The 18,880-nt window shown below is 62.8% G+C and carries 26 protein-coding genes and 1 tRNA gene; 21 read left to right on the plus strand and 6 right to left on the minus strand.

Going from position 1 to position 18,880, the window contains the following annotated elements; genetic code table 11:
* The first annotated feature begins 14 nt into the window (after window positions 1-14).
* The 20 genes from B0E41_RS05265 (at window position 15) to B0E41_RS05360 (ending at window position 10,857) form a co-directional block, all read left to right on the plus strand.
* On the plus strand, window positions 15-1,601 hold the full coding sequence (locus B0E41_RS05265) for a glycerol-3-phosphate dehydrogenase/oxidase (RefSeq protein ID WP_077329730.1): 1,587 nt from the start codon (window positions 15-17) through the stop codon (window positions 1,599-1,601).
* Between the two features lie 210 nt (window positions 1,602-1,811).
* Entirely contained in the window at window positions 1,812-2,180 is a 369-nt protein-coding gene (gene rplN, locus B0E41_RS05270; protein ID WP_056268999.1) for a 50S ribosomal protein L14, read from the plus strand.
* A gap of 9 nt (window positions 2,181-2,189) precedes the next feature.
* Complete coding sequence (gene rplX / locus B0E41_RS05275) at window positions 2,190-2,510, plus strand: 50S ribosomal protein L24 (protein WP_077329673.1); 321 nt, start codon at window positions 2,190-2,192, stop codon at window positions 2,508-2,510.
* Window positions 2,511-2,512: 2 nt separating this feature from the next.
* Window positions 2,513-3,052 (plus strand): 50S ribosomal protein L5, encoded by a 540-nt coding sequence (gene rplE / locus B0E41_RS05280; RefSeq protein ID WP_077329675.1) that lies wholly within the window; start codon window positions 2,513-2,515, stop codon window positions 3,050-3,052.
* Window positions 3,053-3,060: 8 nt separating this feature from the next.
* On the plus strand, window positions 3,061-3,366 hold the full coding sequence (gene rpsN / locus B0E41_RS05285; RefSeq protein WP_077329677.1) for a 30S ribosomal protein S14: 306 nt from the start codon (window positions 3,061-3,063) through the stop codon (window positions 3,364-3,366).
* An 18-nt stretch (window positions 3,367-3,384) separates the two neighbouring features.
* The gene (rpsH, locus tag B0E41_RS05290) at window positions 3,385-3,780 is read left to right on the plus strand and encodes a 30S ribosomal protein S8 (protein WP_077329679.1); all 396 of its coding nucleotides are present in this window, start codon (window positions 3,385-3,387) and stop codon (window positions 3,778-3,780) included.
* A 24-nt stretch (window positions 3,781-3,804) separates the two neighbouring features.
* Complete coding sequence (rplF, locus tag B0E41_RS05295; RefSeq protein ID WP_077329681.1) at window positions 3,805-4,338, plus strand: 50S ribosomal protein L6; 534 nt, start codon at window positions 3,805-3,807, stop codon at window positions 4,336-4,338.
* An 11-nt stretch (window positions 4,339-4,349) separates the two neighbouring features.
* On the plus strand, window positions 4,350-4,715 hold the full coding sequence (gene rplR, locus B0E41_RS05300) for a 50S ribosomal protein L18 (RefSeq protein WP_077329683.1): 366 nt from the start codon (window positions 4,350-4,352) through the stop codon (window positions 4,713-4,715).
* A gap of 18 nt (window positions 4,716-4,733) precedes the next feature.
* Entirely contained in the window at window positions 4,734-5,252 is a 519-nt protein-coding gene (gene rpsE, locus B0E41_RS05305; RefSeq protein WP_077329685.1) for a 30S ribosomal protein S5, read from the plus strand.
* 11 nt (window positions 5,253-5,263) lie between these two features.
* Window positions 5,264-5,446, plus strand: coding sequence for a 50S ribosomal protein L30 (gene rpmD / locus B0E41_RS05310; protein WP_056268982.1), 183 nt, complete (start codon window positions 5,264-5,266; stop codon window positions 5,444-5,446).
* Window positions 5,447-5,462: 16 nt separating this feature from the next.
* Window positions 5,463-5,894 carry a 50S ribosomal protein L15 gene (rplO, locus tag B0E41_RS05315; RefSeq protein ID WP_077329687.1) on the plus strand — a complete coding sequence of 144 codons (432 nt, stop codon included), beginning with the start codon at window positions 5,463-5,465 and terminating at the stop codon, window positions 5,892-5,894.
* Between the two features lie 23 nt (window positions 5,895-5,917).
* Entirely contained in the window at window positions 5,918-7,225 is a 1,308-nt protein-coding gene (secY, locus tag B0E41_RS05320; RefSeq protein ID WP_077329689.1) for a preprotein translocase subunit SecY, read from the plus strand.
* 16 nt (window positions 7,226-7,241) lie between these two features.
* The gene (gene infA / locus B0E41_RS05325) at window positions 7,242-7,460 is read left to right on the plus strand and encodes a translation initiation factor IF-1 (protein ID WP_077329691.1); all 219 of its coding nucleotides are present in this window, start codon (window positions 7,242-7,244) and stop codon (window positions 7,458-7,460) included.
* Between the two features lie 41 nt (window positions 7,461-7,501).
* Window positions 7,502-7,615, plus strand: coding sequence for a 50S ribosomal protein L36 (gene rpmJ / locus B0E41_RS05330; RefSeq protein WP_066157211.1), 114 nt, complete (start codon window positions 7,502-7,504; stop codon window positions 7,613-7,615).
* 23 nt (window positions 7,616-7,638) lie between these two features.
* Complete coding sequence (rpsM, locus tag B0E41_RS05335) at window positions 7,639-8,004, plus strand: 30S ribosomal protein S13 (RefSeq protein WP_077329693.1); 366 nt, start codon at window positions 7,639-7,641, stop codon at window positions 8,002-8,004.
* 18 nt (window positions 8,005-8,022) lie between these two features.
* Window positions 8,023-8,427: a 30S ribosomal protein S11 gene (rpsK, locus tag B0E41_RS05340; RefSeq protein ID WP_077329695.1), complete on the plus strand. Its 405-nt coding sequence runs from the start codon at window positions 8,023-8,025 to the stop codon at window positions 8,425-8,427.
* 162 nt (window positions 8,428-8,589) lie between these two features.
* A complete protein-coding gene (gene rpsD, locus B0E41_RS05345; protein WP_077329697.1) occupies window positions 8,590-9,213 on the plus strand; it encodes a 30S ribosomal protein S4 in 624 nt (207 codons plus the stop codon).
* 93 nt (window positions 9,214-9,306) lie between these two features.
* Complete coding sequence (gene rpoA, locus B0E41_RS05350) at window positions 9,307-10,293, plus strand: DNA-directed RNA polymerase subunit alpha (protein WP_077329699.1); 987 nt, start codon at window positions 9,307-9,309, stop codon at window positions 10,291-10,293.
* Between the two features lie 74 nt (window positions 10,294-10,367).
* Entirely contained in the window at window positions 10,368-10,763 is a 396-nt protein-coding gene (rplQ, locus tag B0E41_RS05355; protein WP_077329701.1) for a 50S ribosomal protein L17, read from the plus strand.
* 17 nt (window positions 10,764-10,780) lie between these two features.
* Window positions 10,781-10,857, plus strand: a tRNA-Met gene (locus tag B0E41_RS05360).
* A gap of 117 nt (window positions 10,858-10,974) precedes the next feature.
* Here B0E41_RS05360 and B0E41_RS05365 read toward each other — a convergent pair.
* The 6 genes from B0E41_RS05365 to B0E41_RS05390 all read right to left on the minus strand — a co-directional run bounded on the left by B0E41_RS05365 (window position 10,975) and on the right by B0E41_RS05390 (window position 18,406).
* Window positions 10,975-11,367, minus strand: coding sequence for a RidA family protein (locus tag B0E41_RS05365; RefSeq protein ID WP_077329703.1), 393 nt, complete (start codon window positions 11,365-11,367; stop codon window positions 10,975-10,977).
* 14 nt (window positions 11,368-11,381) lie between these two features.
* A complete protein-coding gene (locus B0E41_RS05370; protein WP_077329704.1) occupies window positions 11,382-13,118 on the minus strand; it encodes an AMP-binding protein in 1,737 nt (578 codons plus the stop codon).
* Window positions 13,119-13,131: 13 nt separating this feature from the next.
* Window positions 13,132-14,337, minus strand: coding sequence for an acyl-CoA dehydrogenase family protein (locus B0E41_RS05375; RefSeq protein ID WP_077329706.1), 1,206 nt, complete (start codon window positions 14,335-14,337; stop codon window positions 13,132-13,134).
* A 176-nt stretch (window positions 14,338-14,513) separates the two neighbouring features.
* The gene (locus B0E41_RS05380; RefSeq protein ID WP_077329708.1) at window positions 14,514-15,368 is read right to left on the minus strand and encodes an enoyl-CoA hydratase family protein; all 855 of its coding nucleotides are present in this window, start codon (window positions 15,366-15,368) and stop codon (window positions 14,514-14,516) included.
* Window positions 15,369-15,374: 6 nt separating this feature from the next.
* Window positions 15,375-15,878 (minus strand): MarR family transcriptional regulator, encoded by a 504-nt coding sequence (locus B0E41_RS05385; protein ID WP_077329732.1) that lies wholly within the window; start codon window positions 15,876-15,878, stop codon window positions 15,375-15,377.
* Window positions 15,879-15,940: 62 nt separating this feature from the next.
* Window positions 15,941-18,406, minus strand: a complete 2,466-nt coding sequence (locus B0E41_RS05390) for a bifunctional salicylyl-CoA 5-hydroxylase/oxidoreductase (RefSeq protein ID WP_077329710.1) — start codon at window positions 18,404-18,406, stop codon at window positions 15,941-15,943.
* A gap of 123 nt (window positions 18,407-18,529) precedes the next feature.
* Between B0E41_RS05390 and B0E41_RS05395 the strand changes: the two genes are divergently transcribed.
* Window positions 18,530-18,856, plus strand: coding sequence for a DUF1840 domain-containing protein (locus B0E41_RS05395; protein ID WP_077329712.1), 327 nt, complete (start codon window positions 18,530-18,532; stop codon window positions 18,854-18,856).
* Window positions 18,857-18,880: the final 24 nt, after the last annotated feature.

Genomic DNA, 18,880 nt, shown 5'->3' on the forward strand with positions numbered 1-18,880 from the left:
TCACCTCCCCATTCATGACACGCGCAGAACTGCTTCAATCGCTGGCCCAGCAAGCTGTTTTCGACCTGGTGGTGGTCGGTGGCGGCGCGACAGGCTTGGGCGTCGCACTCGATGCAGCGCTGCGCGGTTTCTCCGTCGCCTTGCTGGAGTCCCAGGACTTCGCTGGCGGCACCTCTTCCCGCTCCACCAAGCTGCTGCACGGCGGCGTGCGCTACCTTGCACAGGGCAACGTGGCCCTGGTGCGCGAAGCCTTGGCCGAACGCGCCACGGTGCTGCGCATCGCGCCCCACCTGGCCCAGCCGCTCCCCTTTGTCATGCCGTCCTACGGCTGGTGGCAGACGCCGTTCTACGGCGCGGGGCTCAAGCTGTACGACCTCATGGCCGGTCGTGCCGGCCTGGGCCGCACCGCCTTCCTGTCACGGGCCGAGACCCTGGCCGCGCTGCCCGGCGTCAACCCGCAGGGGTTGCGTGGTGGTGTGCGCTATTGGGATGGGCAGTTTGACGACGCCCGCCTGGCGCTGACGCTGGCCCTTACCGCAGAGGCCGCTGGCGCCCGGGTGGTCAACTACGCGCAGGTCACGGGCATCCAGCGCCAGCCCGATGCCTCGCCCGCCCTGACCGAGCTGGAGGTGCGTGACGTGCTCACCGGCGATCTTCACCGTGTCAGAGCCCGGTGTGTGGTGAATGCCACCGGGGTCTGGGTGGACGATCTGCGCGCCAAGGCCTGCCGCGTAGGCCAGGACCCGCTGCCCGAGCGCATGGTGAGCCCGAGTCAAGGTGTTCACGTCGTGGTGGACCGCGAATTCATGCCGGGTGACCACGCCCTGCTGGTACCCAAGACCCGCGACGGCCGCGTGCTGTTCGCCGTGCCCTGGCTGGGCAAGCTGATTCTCGGCACCACCGACACACCGCGCCAGGATCTACCGCGCGAGCCGCAGGCGTTCTCCGAGGAGCTCGATTTCATCCTCGGCGAGGCGGGCAGGGTGCTGAGCCGCCCGGTTCGCACCGAGGACATCCGAAGCATCTGGGTGGGCCTGCGTCCCTTGGTCGCGCCACCGTCCACCGCCGAGGGTGGTACCAAGGTGTTGTCGCGCGAACACACCATCGTGGTCGACGGCAATGGGCTGGTCACGGTCACCGGTGGCAAGTGGACCACCTACCGGGCCATGGCCGAGGACGTGCTCCAGCGTTGCTTTGCCAGTGCGCTTTTGCCAGCCCGCGCAGGCGGATTGAGCGAGCGCCACACCCTGGTCGGTGCGCCCGACGCGCGAACCCACGCCACGCCCTTGCACCAGATGCCCGGACCCCATATCTACGGCACCCGGGCGCATCAGGTGGCCCGGTGCCCGGGCGTTTCGCGCGAACTGGGCATGGGTCTGACCGAGGCCATGGTGCGGTACGCCGTTCGATGTGAGCACGCACACACAGTGGAAGACGTTCTGGCCCGCCGTTGGCGCGCCCTATTTCTCGATGCAAGAAGGGCCGCCAGGATGGCTCCCGCGGTGGCAGCGATCATGGAAGACGAGCGCTGCACCGCGCCTGCCTTGGCCTATTTCGAGGCGCTGTGCGCCCACTATCTGCCCGCAGCCACACATTTGTGAGTGCAAAACACGAGAGTTGGTTGACAAGCTAAAAATGCAGTGCAATAATCTACGGCTTCGCTCCTAAAAGTGAAGTATCCGCCCAGCGACGCTGGTTGTGACTTGGTGAGCAGTAAGTCTGCAAATCAATCGTGACTGGCAACGACGGGCCCAAGACTGATCACTTTCGGCCGTGGTGGCCGAAGGGATTCAAGTTGGGACTTAAATCAAATGATCCAAACGCAATCTCGACTCGATGTTGCTGACAACACGGGTGCCAAATCCGTGATGTGCATCAAGGTGCTCGGTGGCTCCAAGCGCCGGTACGCCAGCGTTGGTGACGTCATCAAAGTCACCATCAAAGAAGCAGCGCCCCGTGGCCGCGTCAAAAAAGGCGAGGTGTACAACGCTGTGGTGGTTCGCACCGCCAAGGGCATCCGTCGTCAAGACGGCGCTCTGATCAAATTCGATGGCAACGCAGCTGTGTTGCTCAATGCCAAGCTGGAGCCCATCGGCACCCGCATCTTCGGACCGGTGACGCGCGAGTTGCGCACTGAAAAGTTCATGAAGATCGTGTCCTTGGCGCCTGAGGTTCTCTGAGGAATCACCATGAACAAACTCCGTAGTGGCGATGAAGTCATCGTGATTGCCGGCCGCGACAAGGGCAAGCGCGGTAAGGTGGTGCTGCGTGCCGACGACAGCAAGTTGCTCGTCGAAGGCGTCAACATCGTGAAGAAGCATGCCAAGCCGAACCCCATGAAGGGTGTGACCGGCGGCATCGTGGAAAAGACCATGCCGATTCACCAGTCCAATGTGGCCATCTTCAATGGCGCCACGGGCAAGGCTGATCGTGTGGGCATCAAGCTTCTGGCGGACGGCAAAAAAGTGCGCGTCTTCAAGTCCAGCGGCGACGAAATCAAGGCGGCCTGAACATGACACGCTTGCAAGAAATCTATCGCGACAAGATCGCTCCTGGCCTGGTCGAGCAGTTCGGCTACAAATCGGTCATGGAAGTGCCTCGCATCACCAAGATCACGCTCAACATGGGCGTGAGCGAGGCGGTTGCCGACAAGAAGGTCATGGACAACGCCGTGGGCGACCTGGCCAAGATCGCTGGCCAGAAGCCGGTGGTGACCAAGGCCCGCAAGGCCATCGCGGGTTTCAAGATCCGTGAGCAGCAGCCCATTGGTTGCATGGTCACCCTGCGCGGCGCCCGTATGTACGAATTCCTCGATCGTTTCGTCACCGTGGCGCTGCCCCGGGTGCGCGACTTCCGCGGTATTTCGGGCAAGGCATTTGACGGCCGTGGCAACTACAACATCGGCGTCAAAGAGCAGATCATTTTCCCTGAGATCGAGTACGACAAGGTGGATGCCTTGCGCGGCCTCAACATCAGCATCACGACGACCGCCAAAAACGATGCAGAGTGCAAGGCTCTGTTGGTTGGTTTCCGTTTCCCGTTCAAGAACTGAGGTGGCGCGTGGCTAAACAAGCACTACTCCAACGCGAAATCAAGCGCGAAAAACTCGCAGCCAAGTTCGCCAAGAAATACGCTGAGCTCAAGTCGGTTTCGACCAGTGCCAAGCATTCTGACGAAGAGCGTGATGCAGCCCGTCTGGCGCTGCAGAAGCTGCCCCGCAACGCGAACCCGACCCGTCAGCGCAACCGCTGCGAGATCACTGGTCGTCCGCGTGGCACCTTTGCCCACTTCGGCCTGGCTCGCGCCAAGGTTCGCGAAATGGCTTTTGCCGGTGAAATTCCCGGCATCACCAAAGCCAGCTGGTAAGCACTAGGAGAACCACAAATGAGCATGAGTGATCCTATCGCTGACATGTTGACCCGCATCCGCAACGCACAAATGGTTGAAAAAGCCAGCGTCACGATGCCGGCCTCCAAGGTCAAAGCCGCGATTGCCCAGGTCCTGAAGGACGAGGGTTACATCGACGGATTCCAGGTCAAGAGCAATGATGGCAAGAACGAACTTGAGATTGCTCTCAAGTACTACGCTGGCCGTCCTGTGATCGAGCGCATTGAGCGCGTGAGCCGTCCTGGTCTGCGTGTCTACCGTGGCCGCAACGCCATCCCCCAGGTCCAGAATGGCCTGGGTGTGGCGATCGTCACCACGCCCCAAGGTGTGATGACCGACCGCAAGGCACGCGCCACCGGTGTCGGTGGTGAAGTCCTGTGTTACGTCGCCTGATGCGGGCATTGAGGAGCTACTGAAATGTCACGTATTGGAAAGCAGCCTGTTTCTGTCCCTGCCGGGGTGGAAGTGGCCGTCAACGACAACCTGATCAACGTCAAGGGTGCCCTGGGTGCCCTGGCGCTGGCGCAGAACGCGCTGGTCAAGGTGGAAAACAACGCTGGCTCGCTGTCGTTCACCCCGGTGAACGAATCTCGCGAAGCCAATGCCATGTCCGGCACCATGCGTCAGCTGGTGAACAACATGGTCAATGGTGTGAGCAAGGGCTTCGAAAAGAAGCTGACGCTGATCGGTGTGGGTTACAAAGCCCAGGCTCAAGGCGCCAAGCTCAACCTCACGGTGGGCTACTCGCACCCCGTGGTGATGGACATGCCAGCCGGCATCAAGGTGGAAACCCCCACGCCGACCGAGATCCTAATCAAGGGATCGGACCGTCAGCGCGTGGGCCAGATCGCTTCTGAGGTGCGTGCAGTGCGCCCTCCCGAACCCTACAAGGGCAAGGGCATCCGTTATGCGGATGAGAAGATCACGATCAAGGAAACCAAGAAGAAATAAGGATCAGGATCATGTTGACCAAAAAAGAGCAACGTCTCCGCCGCGCCCGTCAGACGCGCATCCGCATTGCGCAACAGGGCGCTGTCCGCCTGACCGTGAACCGCACCAACCTGCACATCTACGCCAGCGTCATCTCCGACGACGGCTCCAAGGTGCTGGCATCGGCTTCGACGGCCGAAGCAGAAGTGCGTGCCCAGATCGGTGGCGCTGGCAAAGGCGGCAACGCCGTTGCTGCTGCCCTGGTTGGCAAGCGCATCGCTGAAAAGGCCAAAGCCGCAGGTATCGAGAAAGTGGCGTTTGACCGCTCCGGTTTTGCTTACCACGGCCGGGTGAAAGCCCTGGCAGACGCGGCCCGTGAAGCCGGTCTGCAGTTCTGATCAAACGGAATACACAAAATGGCTAAATTTACGGCTAATGTAAAAAACGAAGCGAGCGACGACGGTCTGCGCGAGAAGATGATCGCGATCAACCGCGTGACCAAGGTGGTCAAGGGTGGTCGCATTCTCGGCTTCGCAGCACTGACCGTGGTCGGTGACGGCGATGGTCGCGTTGGCATGGGCAAGGGCAAGGCCAAGGAAGTTCCGGTGGCCGTGCAGAAAGCCATGGAAAAGGCGCGTCGCAACATGATCAAGGTGTCGTTGAAGAACGGTTCCCTGCACCACAGCGTGCACGGCGAACACGGTGCTTCCAACGTCATGATGTTGCCTGCGGCAAAAGGTACCGGCATCATTGCTGGTGGCCCAATGCGCGCCGTTTTTGAAGTGCTGGGCATCACCGACGTCGTGGCCAAAAGCCATGGCTCAAGCAATCCCTATAACTTGGTGCGGGCCACGCTGGACGCATTGCAGAACTCGACCACGCCGGCCAGCGTCGCCGCCAAGCGCGGCAAGTCGGTTGAAGACATCCTGGGCTGATTGGAACGATCATGACCACACAAAACACCGTCAAGGTCCAACTGGTGCGCAGCCCCATTGGTACCAAGCAGTCGCACCGCGACACCGTGCGTGGCCTCGGCCTTCGCAAGCTCAACAGCACCAGCGAGCTGCAGGACACGCCTGCCGTGCGCGGCATGATCAACAAGATCAGCTACCTGGTCAAGGTACTCTGAACCGGAGTCGCAAGACATGGAACTCAATAGCATCAAGCCCCAAGAAGGCGCCAAACACGCCAAGCGTCGCGTGGGTCGGGGTATCGGCTCTGGCCTGGGCAAGACCGCCGGTCGCGGTCACAAGGGTCAGAAGTCGCGTTCGGGTGGTTACCACAAGGTGGGCTTTGAAGGCGGTCAGATGCCTTTGCAGCGTCGCCTGCCCAAGCGCGGTTTCAAATCTGCGCAGCTGCAGTTCAACGCCGAAGTGACGTTGGCCGACATCGACGCCCTGAATGTCGCGGAAGTGGACATTCTGGTGCTGAAGCAGGCAGGCCTCGTGGCCCACCTGGCCAAGCGCGTCAAGGTCATCAAGACCGGCGAGATCACGCGCGCTGTCACGCTCAAGAACATTGGTGCCACCGCTGGTGCCAAGGCCTCGATCGAAGCCGCCGGCGGCACGCTGGCCTGATCGGACGCGAGCGGAAGAACGCTGTGGCAACTGCCTCCCCTACCCTGGCCAAGACAGGCAAGTTCGGCGACCTGCGTCGCCGGCTTGTGTTCCTGCTGCTGGCGCTGGTGGTGTACCGCATCGGTGCGCACATTCCTGTGCCTGGCATCGACCCCGCTCAGCTCGAACAATTGTTCAAGGGCCAGGCGGGCGGCATCCTGAGCTTGTTCAACATGTTCTCCGGCGGAGCGCTGTCACGGTTCACCGTGTTTGCCCTGGGGATCATGCCGTACATCTCAGCCTCAATCATCATGCAGCTCATGACCTATGTGGTCCCCACGTTTGAGCAGATGAAGAAAGAAGGCGAAGCCGGGCGTCGCAAAATCACGTCGTACACCCGGTATGGCACTTTGGGTCTTGCCATCTTTCAGGCCGCCGGCATCGCGCTCGCTTTAGAAAGCCAGGCGGGTCTGGTCATTGATCCTGGCATGGGTTTCCGTCTGACCGCCGTGGTGAGCTTGGTGGCCGGAACGATGTTCCTGATGTGGCTGGGTGAGCAGATTACCGAGCGCGGCTTGGGCAATGGCATCTCGATCCTGATCTTCGCGGGCATCGCGGCAGGCCTTCCCAGTGCGGTTGGGGGTTTGTTGGAGCTGGTTCGTACTGGCGCCATGAACATCCTGGTGTCCATCTTCATCATTGCGCTTGTGGTCCTGGTGACCTATTTCGTCGTGTTTGTGGAGCGTGGTCAGCGCAAGATTCTGGTGAATTACGCGCGCCGTCAGGTGGGCAACAAGGTGTATGGCGGCCAGTCGTCTCACCTGCCGCTCAAGCTGAACATGGCCGGTGTAATTCCGCCGATCTTTGCTTCCAGCATCATTTTGCTGCCGACCACGGTCGTCAGCTGGGTGAGCACTGGCGACTCCACCCGTTGGCTTCGTGACATTGCTTCTGCATTGTCGCCAGGGCAACCCATTTATGTGGCGCTGTACGCGGCGGCCATCGTGTTTTTCTGCTTTTTCTACACCGCGCTGGTGTTCAACAGCCGAGAAACCGCTGACAACCTGAAGAAGAGTGGCGCGTTCATACCCGGGATTCGTCCAGGTGACCAGACGGCTCGCTACATCGACAAGATTCTGCTGAGATTAACGCTGGCGGGGGCGATCTACATCACTGCGGTTTGTCTGCTTCCTGAGTTTTTGATACTGAAGTACAACGTGCCGTTCTACTTTGGTGGCACGTCGCTGTTGATCATCGTGGTGGTTACCATGGACTTCATGGCCCAGGTGCAAAACTACATGATGTCGCAGCAATACGAATCATTGTTGAAGAAGGCCAGTTTTAAGAATTGATCCTGCTTTTGGTCATATGTCTAAAGACGATGTGATTGAGATGCAAGGGGAGGTGATTGAAAACCTGCCCAATGCGACCTTCAGGGTCAAGCTGGAAAACGGACATGTGGTTCTGGGCCACATATCCGGCAAGATGCGGATGCATTACATCCGGATTCTGCCGGGTGACAAGGTCAAAGTGGAGCTCACGCCCTACGACCTGACCAGGGCGCGGATTGTGTTCCGCGCGAAGTGACAGGTCAGCGGTTGAATGTTTTGAATATCTAGGAGAAGACTATGAGAGTTTCGGCGTCGGTCAAGAAAATGTGCCGCAACTGTAAGATCATTAAGCGCAAGGGCGTCGTGCGAGTTATCTGCACGGACCCGCGCCACAAACAGCGTCAAGGCTGATTCGGAAGTTCAGAGGACCCAACATGGCTCGTATTGCAGGCATCAACATTCCGCCGCACAAGCACGCCGAAATCGGCTTGACGGCAATTTTTGGCATTGGCCGTACCCGCGCCCGCAAGATTTGCGAGGCCTGCGGTATCGACTACACCAAGAAGATCAAGGATCTGAACGACGCGGAACTCGAAAAAGTCCGTGACCAGGTCGGCGTCTACACGATCGAAGGCGATCTGCGCCGTGAAACCACGATGAACATCAAGCGTTTGATGGACATCGGCTGCTACCGTGGTTTCCGTCATCGCCGTGGTCTGCCGGTTCGTGGTCAGCGCACCAAGACCAACGCTCGCACGCGCAAGGGCCCCCGCAAGGCCGCCCAGTCGCTGAAGAAATAACCGGATTGAAGGACCCTTATGGCCAAGTCTCCCTCCAGCGCCGCATCTGCTCGCGTTCGCAAAAAGGTTCGCAAGAACGTTGCTGACGGCATCGCGCACGTGCACGCATCGTTCAACAACACGATCATCACCATCACCGACCGCCAAGGCAACGCTTTGTCCTGGGCATCGTCGGGTGGGCAGGGGTTCAAGGGCTCACGCAAATCCACCCCGTTCGCTGCCCAGGTGGCATCGGAAGTGGCAGGTCGCGCCGCCATTGAACAAGGCATCAAAAACCTGGACGTTGAGATCAAGGGCCCAGGTCCGGGGCGCGAATCCTCGGTGCGCGCTCTCGGCGCGTTGGGTATCCGCATCAACTCCATTGCTGATGTAACCCCCGTGCCCCACAACGGTTGCCGCCCTCAGAAGCGTCGCCGCATCTGACCCACCGTTTACGGTGGTGCCGCTCGCGCGGTACAATCAAAAGCTTTTTTGAGCGCCACCGCAGTCACCTGCGGTGGCATTTTTTGCTAAGCCCACCGCCATCCTTTGCGAAGGAAGGCTCCCGCGACATCTTGGTTGCGGCAGAAACCATAGGACATCAACGTGGCACGTTACCTCGGCCCCAAGGCCAAACTTTCCCGCCGTGAAGGCTCCGACCTGTTGCTCAAGAGCGCCCGCCGCTCCATCAGCGACAAGGCCAAGTTCGACTCCAAGCCAGGCCAGCATGGCCGTACCTCGGGTCAGCGTACCTCCGATTTCGGTCTGCAGCTGCGCGAAAAGCAGAAAGTCAAACGCACCTACGGCGTGCTGGAACGCCAGTTCCGCCGCTACTTCGCTGAAGCTGATCGCCGCCGTGGCAACACCGGTGCCAACCTGCTGTTCCTGCTGGAAGCGCGTCTGGACAATGTGGTGTTCCGCATGGGCTTTGCCTCGACCCGCGCTGAAGCGCGTCAGATCGTGTCGCACAAGGCGATCACGGTCAACGGCAAGTCCGTGAACATCCCCTCCTACTCGGTGAAGGCCGGCGACGTGATCGCGGTGCGCGAGAAGTCCAAGAAGCAGGCGCGTGTGATCGAGGCCCTGGAACTGGCCAAGCAAATTGGTTTCCCTGCGTGGGTGGATGTTGCCTCTGACAAGGCCGAAGGCGTGTTCAAGAAGTCACCCGACCGCGATGAGTTTGGTGCCGACATCAATGAATCGCTGATCGTCGAACTGTATTCGCGTTAATTTCGTTCCCGGTCTCCGCCTGTGGGTGGTGGCCGGGCCATGCTCCGTCTGCCTTATCGGTGTAACGAGCCGAGGGTACTGAAGGAAGTCTGAATGTTGAACAATCTGCTCAAGCCCAAAACCATCAACGTCGAGCAACTCTCGACCAACCGCGCCAAGGTGACCCTGGAGCCTTTCGAGCGTGGCTATGGTCATACACTGGGCAACGCGCTTCGCCGCGTGCTGCTGTCTTCGATGGCCGGCCATGCGCCGACCGAGGTCACCATCGCTGGTGTGGTGCACGAGTACTCTTCCATTGACGGCGTCCAAGAGGACGTGGTCAACATGCTCCTGAACCTCAAGGGTGTGGTCTTCAAGTTGCACAACCGCGACGAAGTCACTCTGAGCCTTCGCAAAGATGGCGAAGGGCTGGTCACTGCCGCCGACATCCAGACCCCACACGACGTGGAAATTGTCAATCCGGGTCACGTGATTGCCACGCTGTCGGCCGGCGCCAAGCTGGACATGCAGATCAAGGTGGAAAAAGGCCGCGGCTACGTGCCCGGTAGCCTGCGTCGCAACGACGACCAGTCGCGTTCGCTGGGTCGCATCGTGCTCGACGCATCGTTTTCGCCGATCAAGCGCGTAAGCTACACCGTCGAAAGCGCTCGCGTTGAGCAGCGCACCGATCTGGACAAGCTCGTGCTGGAGATCGAGACCAACGGTTCCATCGGTCCTGAAGAAGCCGTGCGTGCATCGGCCAAGATTCTGGTGGAGCAACTCGCTGTGTTTGCGCAGCTCGAAGGTGTGGAACTCTCCGCTTTCGACGCACCGGCGCAGCGCAGTTCGCAGCAGTTTGACCCGATCCTGCTGCGTCCGGTGGACGAGCTGGAACTCACGGTTCGTTCGGCCAACTGCCTCAAGGCCGAGAACATCTATTACATCGGTGACCTGATTCAGCGCACCGAGAACGAGCTGCTCAAGACCCCCAACCTGGGTCGCAAGTCGCTCAACGAGATCAAGGAAGTGCTCGCCTCTCGCGGGCTCACCTTGGGTATGAAGCTCGAAAACTGGCCGCCGGCTGGTCTCGACAAACACTGATCCCGTCGGTCAACGTCGGACGAACTCCCAGTACCTGATCCGGCTGGGGGCAAAACACTGAAAAGGAAATCACCATGCGTCACGGACACGGACTTCGCAAACTCAACCGCACCAGCGAGCACCGCCTCGCCATGCTGCGCAACATGATGAACTCGCTGCTCACGCACGAAGTCATCAAGACCACGGTGCCCAAGGCCAAAGAGCTGCGTCGCGTGGTCGAACCCATGATCACCCTGGCCAAAGTGGCCACCGTGGCCAACCGCCGCCTGGCATTTGACCGCCTGCGTGACCGCGATGTGGTTGTGAAGCTGTTCAACGAACTGGGCCCCCGCTTTGCAGCGCGTCCCGGTGGTTACACCCGCATCCTAAAGATGGGCTTCCGCGTGGGCGACAACGCTCCGATGGCGCTCGTTGAACTGGTGGATCGCGCAGAAGAGGCTGCCCCGGCGGCAGACGACGCGAAAGCGTGATAGAATACAAGGCTTGACGCGGAGTGGAGCAGCCTGGTAGCTCGTTGGGCTCATAACCCAAAGGTCGCAAGTTCAAATCTTGCCTCCGCAACCAATCTGGAACTGACCAGAGTTCCTCAACAAAGCCCGCTTTCAGTGGGCTTTGTTGTTTCTGCATGGTGGTCGATGGAGCCCGTGGTGTGCCTCGTGTTGCTCCCTATGGATCGGTGCATCAATCCGGCAGCACCGCTGTCACTTCGATCTCCACCTTGGCTCGCGCTTCCACCAGGCGACTGACTTCCACGCAGGTCATGGCCGGAAAGTGTTTGCCCATCACGTCTCGGTAAGCCGATCCCAGCTCGCGCAATCGGGTGTTGTACTCGTCGCGGTCGGTGATGTACCAGGTCATGCGCACCATGTGTTCGGGACTGGCACCGGCGCACGCCAGCACGGCGTGGATGTTCTGCAGGGCCTGCTTGGTCTGGTGGATGAAGTCGTCGCTCTCGAATTGTTGGTCACCGTTCCAGCCGATCTGGCCACCGACGAAAACCATCGTTCCGCGCGCGGCAATGCCGTTGGCGTAGCCCTTGGGAGTGGCCCAGCCGGGCGGGTGCAGGTGTTTCATGGGTTCTTCTTTGCTCAGGTTCGGGCTTCGGTTGCCATCTTGCGCAGCGCAAAGCGCTGGAGCTTGCCGGTCTCGGTGCGCGGGAGTTGGGGCACGAACACCACGTCGCGCGGGTACTTGTACGGTGCCAGTGTTTGCTTCACATGGTCCTGCAGGATCTTCACTTGCGTGCTGTCCCCGGTCTCGCCGGGCTTGAGCACCACGTAGGCCACGATCACCATGCCACGTTCTTCGTCCGGTCGCCCTACAACGCCGCATTCGGCGACCGAAGGATGCTGGAGCAATGCGGCCTCCACCTCCGGGCCGGCGACGTTGTAGCCGGCGGTGATGATCATGTCGTCGGTGCGTGCCTGGTAGACGAAGTAGCCGTTGTCGTCCTGGCTGAAGGCGTCTCCGGGGAAGTTCCAGCCGCCTTGCACATAGTTGGACTGGCGCGGATCGTCCAGGTACTTGCAGCCGGTCGGGCCTTTCACGGCGAGGCGGCCAACTTCACCGCGTGGCAGTTCTTCGCCTTGCTCGTTGACGATCTTCGCTTCGTAGCCTGGCACCACAAGGCCGATGGCGCCACGCTTCACATCGGCTGGCGCGGCCGAGATGAAAATGTGAAACATTTCGGTGGCGCCGATGCCGTCCAGCATTTCCAGGCCGCTGGCTTCCTTCCAGAGCTGGCGCGTGGCGTCAGGCAGGCCTTCACCCGCGCTCACGCTGATGCGCAGCCGTCCGATGCCGTGTTGCCTGGCAAACGCCGCCATCTGGCGGTAGAAGGTGGGCGCTGTGTAGCAAATGGTGGCGCCCACCTGGCCGATGAGCTTGACCATGGCCTCTGGTGTGTACGGAATGCTCGGGAAGTAGACCGAGGCGCCGACCCACATGGGAAAGACCAGCAGGCCGCCGAGGCCAAAGGTGAAGGCCAGCGGTGGCGAGCCCATGACGATGTCGTCGGGGGTGGCGCGCAGCACGTGGCGCGGCCAGGTCTCGCAGGCCGCGAGCACGTCGCGGTGCGTATGAACCGCCGCCTTCGGGCTGCCGGTGGTGCCGGACGTGAAAACCAGCAGCGCGATGTCGTCGGCGCTGGTGGGGCAGGGCGTGGCGCTGTCGCTCTGTTGGCGGGCCAGGGCTTCGAGCGAAAGACTTTGAGCCCCCAACCCTGGCGAAGCCAGGCCCCCCAAGGGGGTGCCATCGTCCTTGGCGCGGCCCAGCGGACGCTGGGGCAGCACCACGGCCGTGTCGCTGGTGTTGAATAGGCGCAGCGGCATGCTCGCCGCTTCCGGGCTCAGCGCCAGGGCGGCTTTGAGCTCGTCCTGCAGCTTCACGTCGCACAGTGCGGCTGAAGGCTCGGACTTGTCAATGATCGCCTTGAGTTCGGTCGCGCGCAGCAGCGGCATGGTGGCCACGGCGATCAACCCGCTCTGTACCACGGCCAGCCAGGCCAGCGCCATCGCCACCGAGTTGCCTCCGCGCAGCAGCACCCGGTTGCCGGGCTGCAGCCCCAACTGCTCCAGCACATGTGCCATGCGGTTCACCTCGGCGCGGGCCTGTGCGTAGCTCAGCGTGCGCTCGTCGCTGCGCAAGAACGGCCGGTCAGCGTGGCCGCTGGCCGAGGCGCGATCAAACAGCGCCTGCACTAGGTTGAGCTGCGCGGGCAGCTGTTGCAGTTCCGGCAGGTCGTAGCGCAGCTCAGGCCACTGCTCGCGCGGCGGCAAACGATCATGGACGAAGCGGTCGGTTTGGGCGGAAGGATGTGGGGCCATGGCGGTCTCCGTGTCAGGCCTTCAAGGCGTGTTTGCCCAGGATGAGCAACTGCACCTCGCTCGCGCCTTCGTAGATGCGCAGCGAGCGGATGTCGCGGTACAGGTGTTCGATGGTCTGGCCCACCTGCACACCACGGCCGCCAAACATCTGCAGCGCCATGTCGATGACCTTCTGCGCGTTCTCGGTGGCGGTGAGCTTGGCGCTGGCTGCCGCGGCGGTGTAGGCCGGTGTGCCGGCGCCGCTGGTGCTGCTGCTGTCGCGCATCCAGGCGGCGCGGTAGGTGAGCAGTGCGGCTGCGTCGATCAACGCGCACATCTCGCCCAGCTTCGCCTGCGTGAGCTGGAAGTCGGCCAGGGTCTGGCCGAACATCTTGCGCGTCTTGGCGTGGGCCACGGCCTCGCTGAAGGCGCGGCGCGCCATGCCCAGCGCGGCGGCGGCCACCGAGGCGCGGAAGATGTCCAGCGTCTGCATGGCGAGCTTGAAGCCGCCGTTGACGCTGCCCACCAGGGCGTCGCTGCTGACGTGGCAGTCCGTGAACGTGAGCGTGGCGAGCGGGTGCGGGGCCATCACCTGGATGTGCTCGCTGGCGTCCAGACCGGGTGCATCGGCGTCGGCGATGAAGGCGCTGATGCCGCGCGCACCAGCGTCTGGATCGGTCTTGGCGAACACCAGGTAGAAGTCCGCCATGCCGCCGTTGCTGATCCAGGTCTTCTGGCCATGGAGTTGCCAGCCGGTGGGTGTCTGCGTGGCGCGCAACGCCATCGCGGCCACGTCGGAACCTGCGTCGGGTTCGCTCAGCGCAAAGGCGGCGATCTTCTCGCCGCTGGCCACGGCGGGCAGATAGCGTGCTTGTTGTGCGGGCGTGCCCGCAAGCGTGATGGCGCCGCTGCCCAGTCCCTGCATGGCGAACGCGAAGTCGGCCAGCGGGGAGTGGTAGGCCAGGGTCTCGCGCAGGATCACCAGCGCGCGCGAGTCCAGCGCGGGCAGGGCGCCGCCGTGGGCCTCGGGCACGCAGTAGCGCAGCCAGCCGGCCGCGCCCAGGCGTTGTACCCACTCTTTGCAGGCGGCGCGGTCGTCGGATTCGTCCACGCGTTGTTCGCGCGCCCAGGCCCCGAGGCCGTTGGCCAGCGCGCGGTGGGCGTCGTCGAAGAAGGGCAATTCGAGGTGCGCGGTCGGCGCCAGCGCGCCGTGCGGGTGGGGGTGTTCAAAGGCGACCATGGACGTCTTCCCTGATGCGGTGTGTCACCCGCAGCGATTGAAGTGAGGCTTGGCTGGCGGGCCCCTCACCCCCGCCCTCTCCCCGGAGGGGCGAGGGAGTGAAGCCCCCTCGCCCGCTGGCGGGAGAGGGTTGGGGTGAGGGTGTTTGCGTGCGGTGGCGCGGGCAAGGTGTCATCTCAATCCCCCTCAAAGGCTGGGCGCTGCTTGGCCGCAAACGCCTCGTACGCGCGCCGGAAATCCTGCGTCTGCATGCAGATGGCCTGGGCCTGGGCCTCAGCTTCGATCGCCTGGTCCAGCGTCATGGCCCACTCCTGGTGCAGCATGGTCTTGGTCATGCCGTGTGCAAAGGTGGGCCCTTGTGCGAGCTGGGTCGCGAGCTTGTGCGCGGCGGGCAGCAAGGCATCGCTCTCGTGCAGTGCGTTGAAGAAGCCCCAGGCCTGGCCTTCGGTGGCCGACATGGCGCGGCCGGTGAACAGCAGTTCGCTCGCGCGGCCCTGACCAATCATGCGCGGCAGCAGGGCGCAGGCACCCATGTCGGCGCCGGCCAGGCCGACGCGGGTGAACAGGAAGGCGACCGTGGCGCCGGGCGTGCCCAGGCGCAGGTCCGAGGCCAACGCCATCATCGCGCCGGCCCCCGCGCAAACGCCGTCGAGCGCGGCCACGATGGGCTGCGGGCAGGCGCGCATGGCGCTCACCAGTGCGCCGGTCATGCGGGTGAAGGCCAGCAGCTCGGGCATGCTCATCTTCGTGAGCGGGCCGATGATTTCGTGCACGTCGCCGCCCGAGCAGAAGTTGCCGCCCGCGCCGGTGAGCACCACGGCCTTGATGTCGGTGGCGCGCTGCAGGGCCAGGAACCAGTCGCGCAGCTCGGCGTAGGAATCAAACGTCAGCGGGTTCTTGCGTTCGGGGCGGTTGAGCGTGAGCGTGGCCACGCCGTCGGCGACGCTGAGGGCGAAGTGCTTGGGCGTGGCGCCGGCCATCGCGCTGTACTGCGCGCGCATGGGGTTGTGATCGGGGATGGGGTGTTTCATTCGGGCCTACTCTGCTTCGGTGACGATGCGTTGGTTGATGTCCAATTGATGCTGTTTGACCTTGCCCAGCAGCTTGTGCAGGCTGTCGAGGTCGCGGGGTGACAGGCCATCGAAGGCCTCGACGATCCATTGTTCGTGTTGCGTCGCCATGTGTTCAAAGGCGCTGCGGCCCGCAGGTGTGAGCCGCACAAGGAACGCCCTGCGATCCCCTTCGACCGCCATGCGTTCCACCAGGCCTTCGGCCACCAATTGGTCGGTGATGCCGGTGACGTTGCCGCCGGTGACCATGAGCCGGTGCGACAGTTCCTTCATCTTCAGACCCTCCGGGTGGCGTTCGAGCTGTGCCATCAGGTCGAAGCGCGGCAGCGTGGTGTCGAACTGCTCGCGCAGCCCGCCCCGCACGCGTTTTTCGATCAGCTGCGAGCAGGTCAGCAGGCGCAGCCAGAGGCGCAGTTCCTGCGCGTGTTCGCTGTGGGCGCGGGCTTCGAGATCGAGGGTGTCGGTGAGCATGGGCATTCCTCCGTTCCATCGGGTTGTGGTGCGAGCTTGCTTGGGGCGGTCCTGCGCTGCGCTCATTGGGCTTCCGCCGGGTCGGTGGTGGCGGTCGCTACCAGCAGCGCCTGCTGGCGCGCGATCTCGCGGTACAGCTGATCGCGACCACTCAGGTAGGGCTGTGGCCAATCGATGGCGCGGGTCTGCAGCTTGGCGGCCTCATGCAATGTCCAGGCCGGGTCGGCCAAGTGCGGCCGGGCCACGGCGCAGAGGTCGGCGCGGCCGGCGCCGATGATGCTGTTGGCGTGGTCGGCCTCGCTGATCGCCCCCACGGCCATGGTGAGGATGTCCACCTCGTTGCGCACGCGGTCGGCGAACGGTGTCTGGTACATGCGGCCATAGACCGGTTTGGCCTGGCGCGTGGTCTGGCCCGAAGACACGTCGATCACGTCGCAGCCGGCGGCCTTGAACAGCCGAGCCATGGCCACCGCGTCATCGGGCGTGTTGCCGCCAGGTGCCCAGTCGTGCGCCGAGATGCGCACGCTCATGGGCTTGTCGGCTGGCCACGCGGCGCGCATGGCGGCGAACACCTCCAGCGGGTAGCGGCAGCGGTTGACCAGCGAGCCACCGTATTCGTCGGTGCGCTGGTTGGTGAGTGGACAGATGAAGGCCGAGAGAAGGTAGCCATGGGCGCAGTGCAGTTCCAGCCAGTCGAAGCCGGCGGCGGCGGCGCGCTGGGTGGAGGCGACAAAGGCGGCGGTCATCGCGTCCATGTCGGCGCGGTTCATGGCTTTGGGCACCTGGTTCTGTTCGCCGTACGGCACGGCGCTGGCCGAGAGCAGCGGCCAGTTGCCGTGTTGCAGCGGTTCGTCGGTGGTTTCCCACCCCAGCTGTGTCGAACCCTTGGGGCCGCTGTGGCCGATCTGGATGCCGATCTTGGCGCTGCTGTTGCGGTGTGTGAAGTCCACGATGCGCTGGAAGGCGGCCTGTTGCGCGTCGTTCCACAGACCCGGGCAGCCGGGGGTGATGCGGCCTTCGGGTGTCGGGCTGGTCATCTCCACCATCACCAGCGCCGCGCCACCCACGGCGCGCGCGCCCAGGTGCACCAGGTGCCAGTCGCCCGCCACGCCGTCGGTGGCTTTGTACTGCGCCATGGGCGAGACGACGATGCGGTTCTTCAGCTCGACGCTGCGCACCTTCAACGGCAACAGCATGGGCGGTGTCGGGTGCTTCTTCGGCGCGTTGCTGGGTACGGCCTTGGACTCCAGCCAGCTTTCGTAACCTTCCAGCCATTCCGGATCGCGCAGGCGCAGGTTCTCGTGGCTGATGCGCTGGCTGCGCGTGAGCAACGAGTAGCTGAACTGTTGAATGTCCATGCCGGTGTAGCGGTCCACATTTTCGAACCACTCAGTGGAGTTGCGCGCCGCGTTCTGGATTTTCAGAACCTCCACGCTGCGGCGGGCTTCATAGCCTTGCAGCACGGTGGCCATGTCGGCGCCCGCGTTCTTCGAGAACTCGTCCGCCAGATCGATCGCGTCTTCCAGCGCCAGTTTGGTGCCGCTGCCGATGGAGAAGTGCGCGGTGTGCGCCGCATCGCCCATCAGCACGATGGGAATGCGGCGGCCGCGGTCCGGCGCTGGGCCGCCCCGAGCCGGACCAGCCCCCTCGGGGGGCAGCGACCCGCGCAGCGGTGGAGCGTGGGGGTCGGCAATGTCCTGCCAGTGCACCCAGGTGTCGCAAATCACGCGCGGAAAGCGGATCCAGTTGGCCGAGCCGCGCAGGTGTTTGGCGTTGCTGATGAGGGCGTTGCCGTCCAGGTACTTCGCGAACAGCCTTTCGCAGAAGGCGACGCCGTCTTCCTGGCTCATGTCCTCGATGCCGTGCGCCTTCCACACGGCTTCCGGTGTCTCGACGATGAAGGTGGAGGTGTCGGCGTCGTACTTGTAGGCGTGGGCCTGGAACCAGCCGTGTTCGGTCTGCTCGAACGCGAAGGTGAAGGCGTCAAAGGTCTTCTTCGTGCCGAGCCAGACGAAGCGGCACTGGCGCGTGTCGATGTCGGGCTGGTAGGTGCTTTCATAGCGTGTGCGGATGCGGCTGTTCAGGCCGTCGCTCGCGATCACGAGGTCGGCGTTGTACTGTGCGGCCAGCGCCTGGTCGTCGGTCACGTCGGTCTCGAACACGAGTTCCACGCCCAGCGCCAGACAGCGTTCCTGCAGGATGTTGAGCAGGCGCTTGCGGCCGATGCCGATGAAGCCATGGCCACCGGATCGCACGCGACCGCCCTTGTAGAAGACTTCGATGTCGTCCCAGTGGTTGAAGGCATCGGCCATCTGTTGGGCCGACTCCGGGTCCGCGCGACGCAGGTTCTGCAGAGTCTGGTCGGAGAACACCACACCCCAGCCGAAGGTGTCAAACGGGCGGTTGCGCTCGACCACCGTGACGGTGAGCGAAGGGTCGCGCCGCTTCATCAGCAAGGCAAAGTACAGGCCCGCCGGGCCGCCACCGATGCACAGGATGCGCCGCAGCGCTGGATGAGGTGTGTTCATGTCTAATTAGTTTAGACCTGAAATATATCCGGCCAACCGGGTAAACCCCAATCGCATCGCTTGAATCGGTATCTTCTGCTGACCGGCAGTGCAAGAATGGCCCATCCACCCTAGGAGTTCCACATGTCCCTGTACCGATTCAAATCACGCGAAACCGGCGATCTTGTCATGCTGCAGCCCACTGGCAAACGCATTCTGGAAGTGCTGGGCAAAGACCCCGCTGCCCCCGGCATCCTCCAGCCGGCCGAGTACCCCGGCGCCGTGATCGCGTTGCGCGCGGCGGCGGATGCTGAGGAAGCCTTGCACCGGCGGCTCAAAGACGAGGCACGAGCCAACGGCGAGCCCGAGCCGCAGTTCGAGACGGTCAGTTTCCACATGCGTTGTGTGCCCTTCATCGAGATGATGAAGCGCTGCGAGAAGGCGGATGTGGCAATCGTCTGGGGTATCTGATACAGGGGCGGATCAGCGCGCGGT

The organism is Hydrogenophaga sp. A37, assembly GCF_002001205.1.
Taxonomy (GTDB): domain Bacteria; phylum Pseudomonadota; class Gammaproteobacteria; order Burkholderiales; family Burkholderiaceae_C; genus Hydrogenophaga.

Excerpts from the sequence above, each read along its gene's own strand:
- B0E41_RS05265 (WP_077329730.1), top strand. The coding sequence starts at position 15 with ATGACACGCGCAGAACTGCTTCAATCGCTGGCCCAGCAAGCTGTTTTC.
- rplN (WP_056268999.1), top strand. The coding sequence starts at position 1,812 with ATGATCCAAACGCAATCTCGACTCGATGTTGCTGACAACACGGGTGCC.
- rplX (WP_077329673.1), top strand. The coding sequence starts at position 2,190 with ATGAACAAACTCCGTAGTGGCGATGAAGTCATCGTGATTGCCGGCCGC.
- rplE (WP_077329675.1), top strand. The coding sequence starts at position 2,513 with ATGACACGCTTGCAAGAAATCTATCGCGACAAGATCGCTCCTGGCCTG.
- rpsH (WP_077329679.1), top strand. The coding sequence starts at position 3,385 with ATGAGCATGAGTGATCCTATCGCTGACATGTTGACCCGCATCCGCAAC.
- rplF (WP_077329681.1), top strand. The coding sequence starts at position 3,805 with ATGTCACGTATTGGAAAGCAGCCTGTTTCTGTCCCTGCCGGGGTGGAA.
- rplR (WP_077329683.1), top strand. The coding sequence starts at position 4,350 with ATGTTGACCAAAAAAGAGCAACGTCTCCGCCGCGCCCGTCAGACGCGC.
- rpsE (WP_077329685.1), top strand. The coding sequence starts at position 4,734 with ATGGCTAAATTTACGGCTAATGTAAAAAACGAAGCGAGCGACGACGGT.
- rpmD (WP_056268982.1), top strand. The coding sequence starts at position 5,264 with ATGACCACACAAAACACCGTCAAGGTCCAACTGGTGCGCAGCCCCATT.
- rplO (WP_077329687.1), top strand. The coding sequence starts at position 5,463 with ATGGAACTCAATAGCATCAAGCCCCAAGAAGGCGCCAAACACGCCAAG.
- infA (WP_077329691.1), top strand. The coding sequence starts at position 7,242 with ATGTCTAAAGACGATGTGATTGAGATGCAAGGGGAGGTGATTGAAAAC.
- rpmJ (WP_066157211.1), top strand. The coding sequence starts at position 7,502 with ATGAGAGTTTCGGCGTCGGTCAAGAAAATGTGCCGCAACTGTAAGATC.
- rpsM (WP_077329693.1), top strand. The coding sequence starts at position 7,639 with ATGGCTCGTATTGCAGGCATCAACATTCCGCCGCACAAGCACGCCGAA.
- rpsK (WP_077329695.1), top strand. The coding sequence starts at position 8,023 with ATGGCCAAGTCTCCCTCCAGCGCCGCATCTGCTCGCGTTCGCAAAAAG.
- rpoA (WP_077329699.1), top strand. The coding sequence starts at position 9,307 with ATGTTGAACAATCTGCTCAAGCCCAAAACCATCAACGTCGAGCAACTC.
- rplQ (WP_077329701.1), top strand. The coding sequence starts at position 10,368 with ATGCGTCACGGACACGGACTTCGCAAACTCAACCGCACCAGCGAGCAC.
- B0E41_RS05365 (WP_077329703.1), bottom strand. The coding sequence starts at position 11,367 with ATGAAACACCTGCACCCGCCCGGCTGGGCCACTCCCAAGGGCTACGCC.
- B0E41_RS05370 (WP_077329704.1), bottom strand. The coding sequence starts at position 13,118 with ATGGCCCCACATCCTTCCGCCCAAACCGACCGCTTCGTCCATGATCGT.
- B0E41_RS05375 (WP_077329706.1), bottom strand. The coding sequence starts at position 14,337 with ATGGTCGCCTTTGAACACCCCCACCCGCACGGCGCGCTGGCGCCGACC.
- B0E41_RS05380 (WP_077329708.1), bottom strand. The coding sequence starts at position 15,368 with ATGAAACACCCCATCCCCGATCACAACCCCATGCGCGCGCAGTACAGC.
- B0E41_RS05385 (WP_077329732.1), bottom strand. The coding sequence starts at position 15,878 with ATGCTCACCGACACCCTCGATCTCGAAGCCCGCGCCCACAGCGAACAC.
- B0E41_RS05390 (WP_077329710.1), bottom strand. The coding sequence starts at position 18,406 with ATGAACACACCTCATCCAGCGCTGCGGCGCATCCTGTGCATCGGTGGC.
- B0E41_RS05395 (WP_077329712.1), top strand. The coding sequence starts at position 18,530 with ATGTCCCTGTACCGATTCAAATCACGCGAAACCGGCGATCTTGTCATG.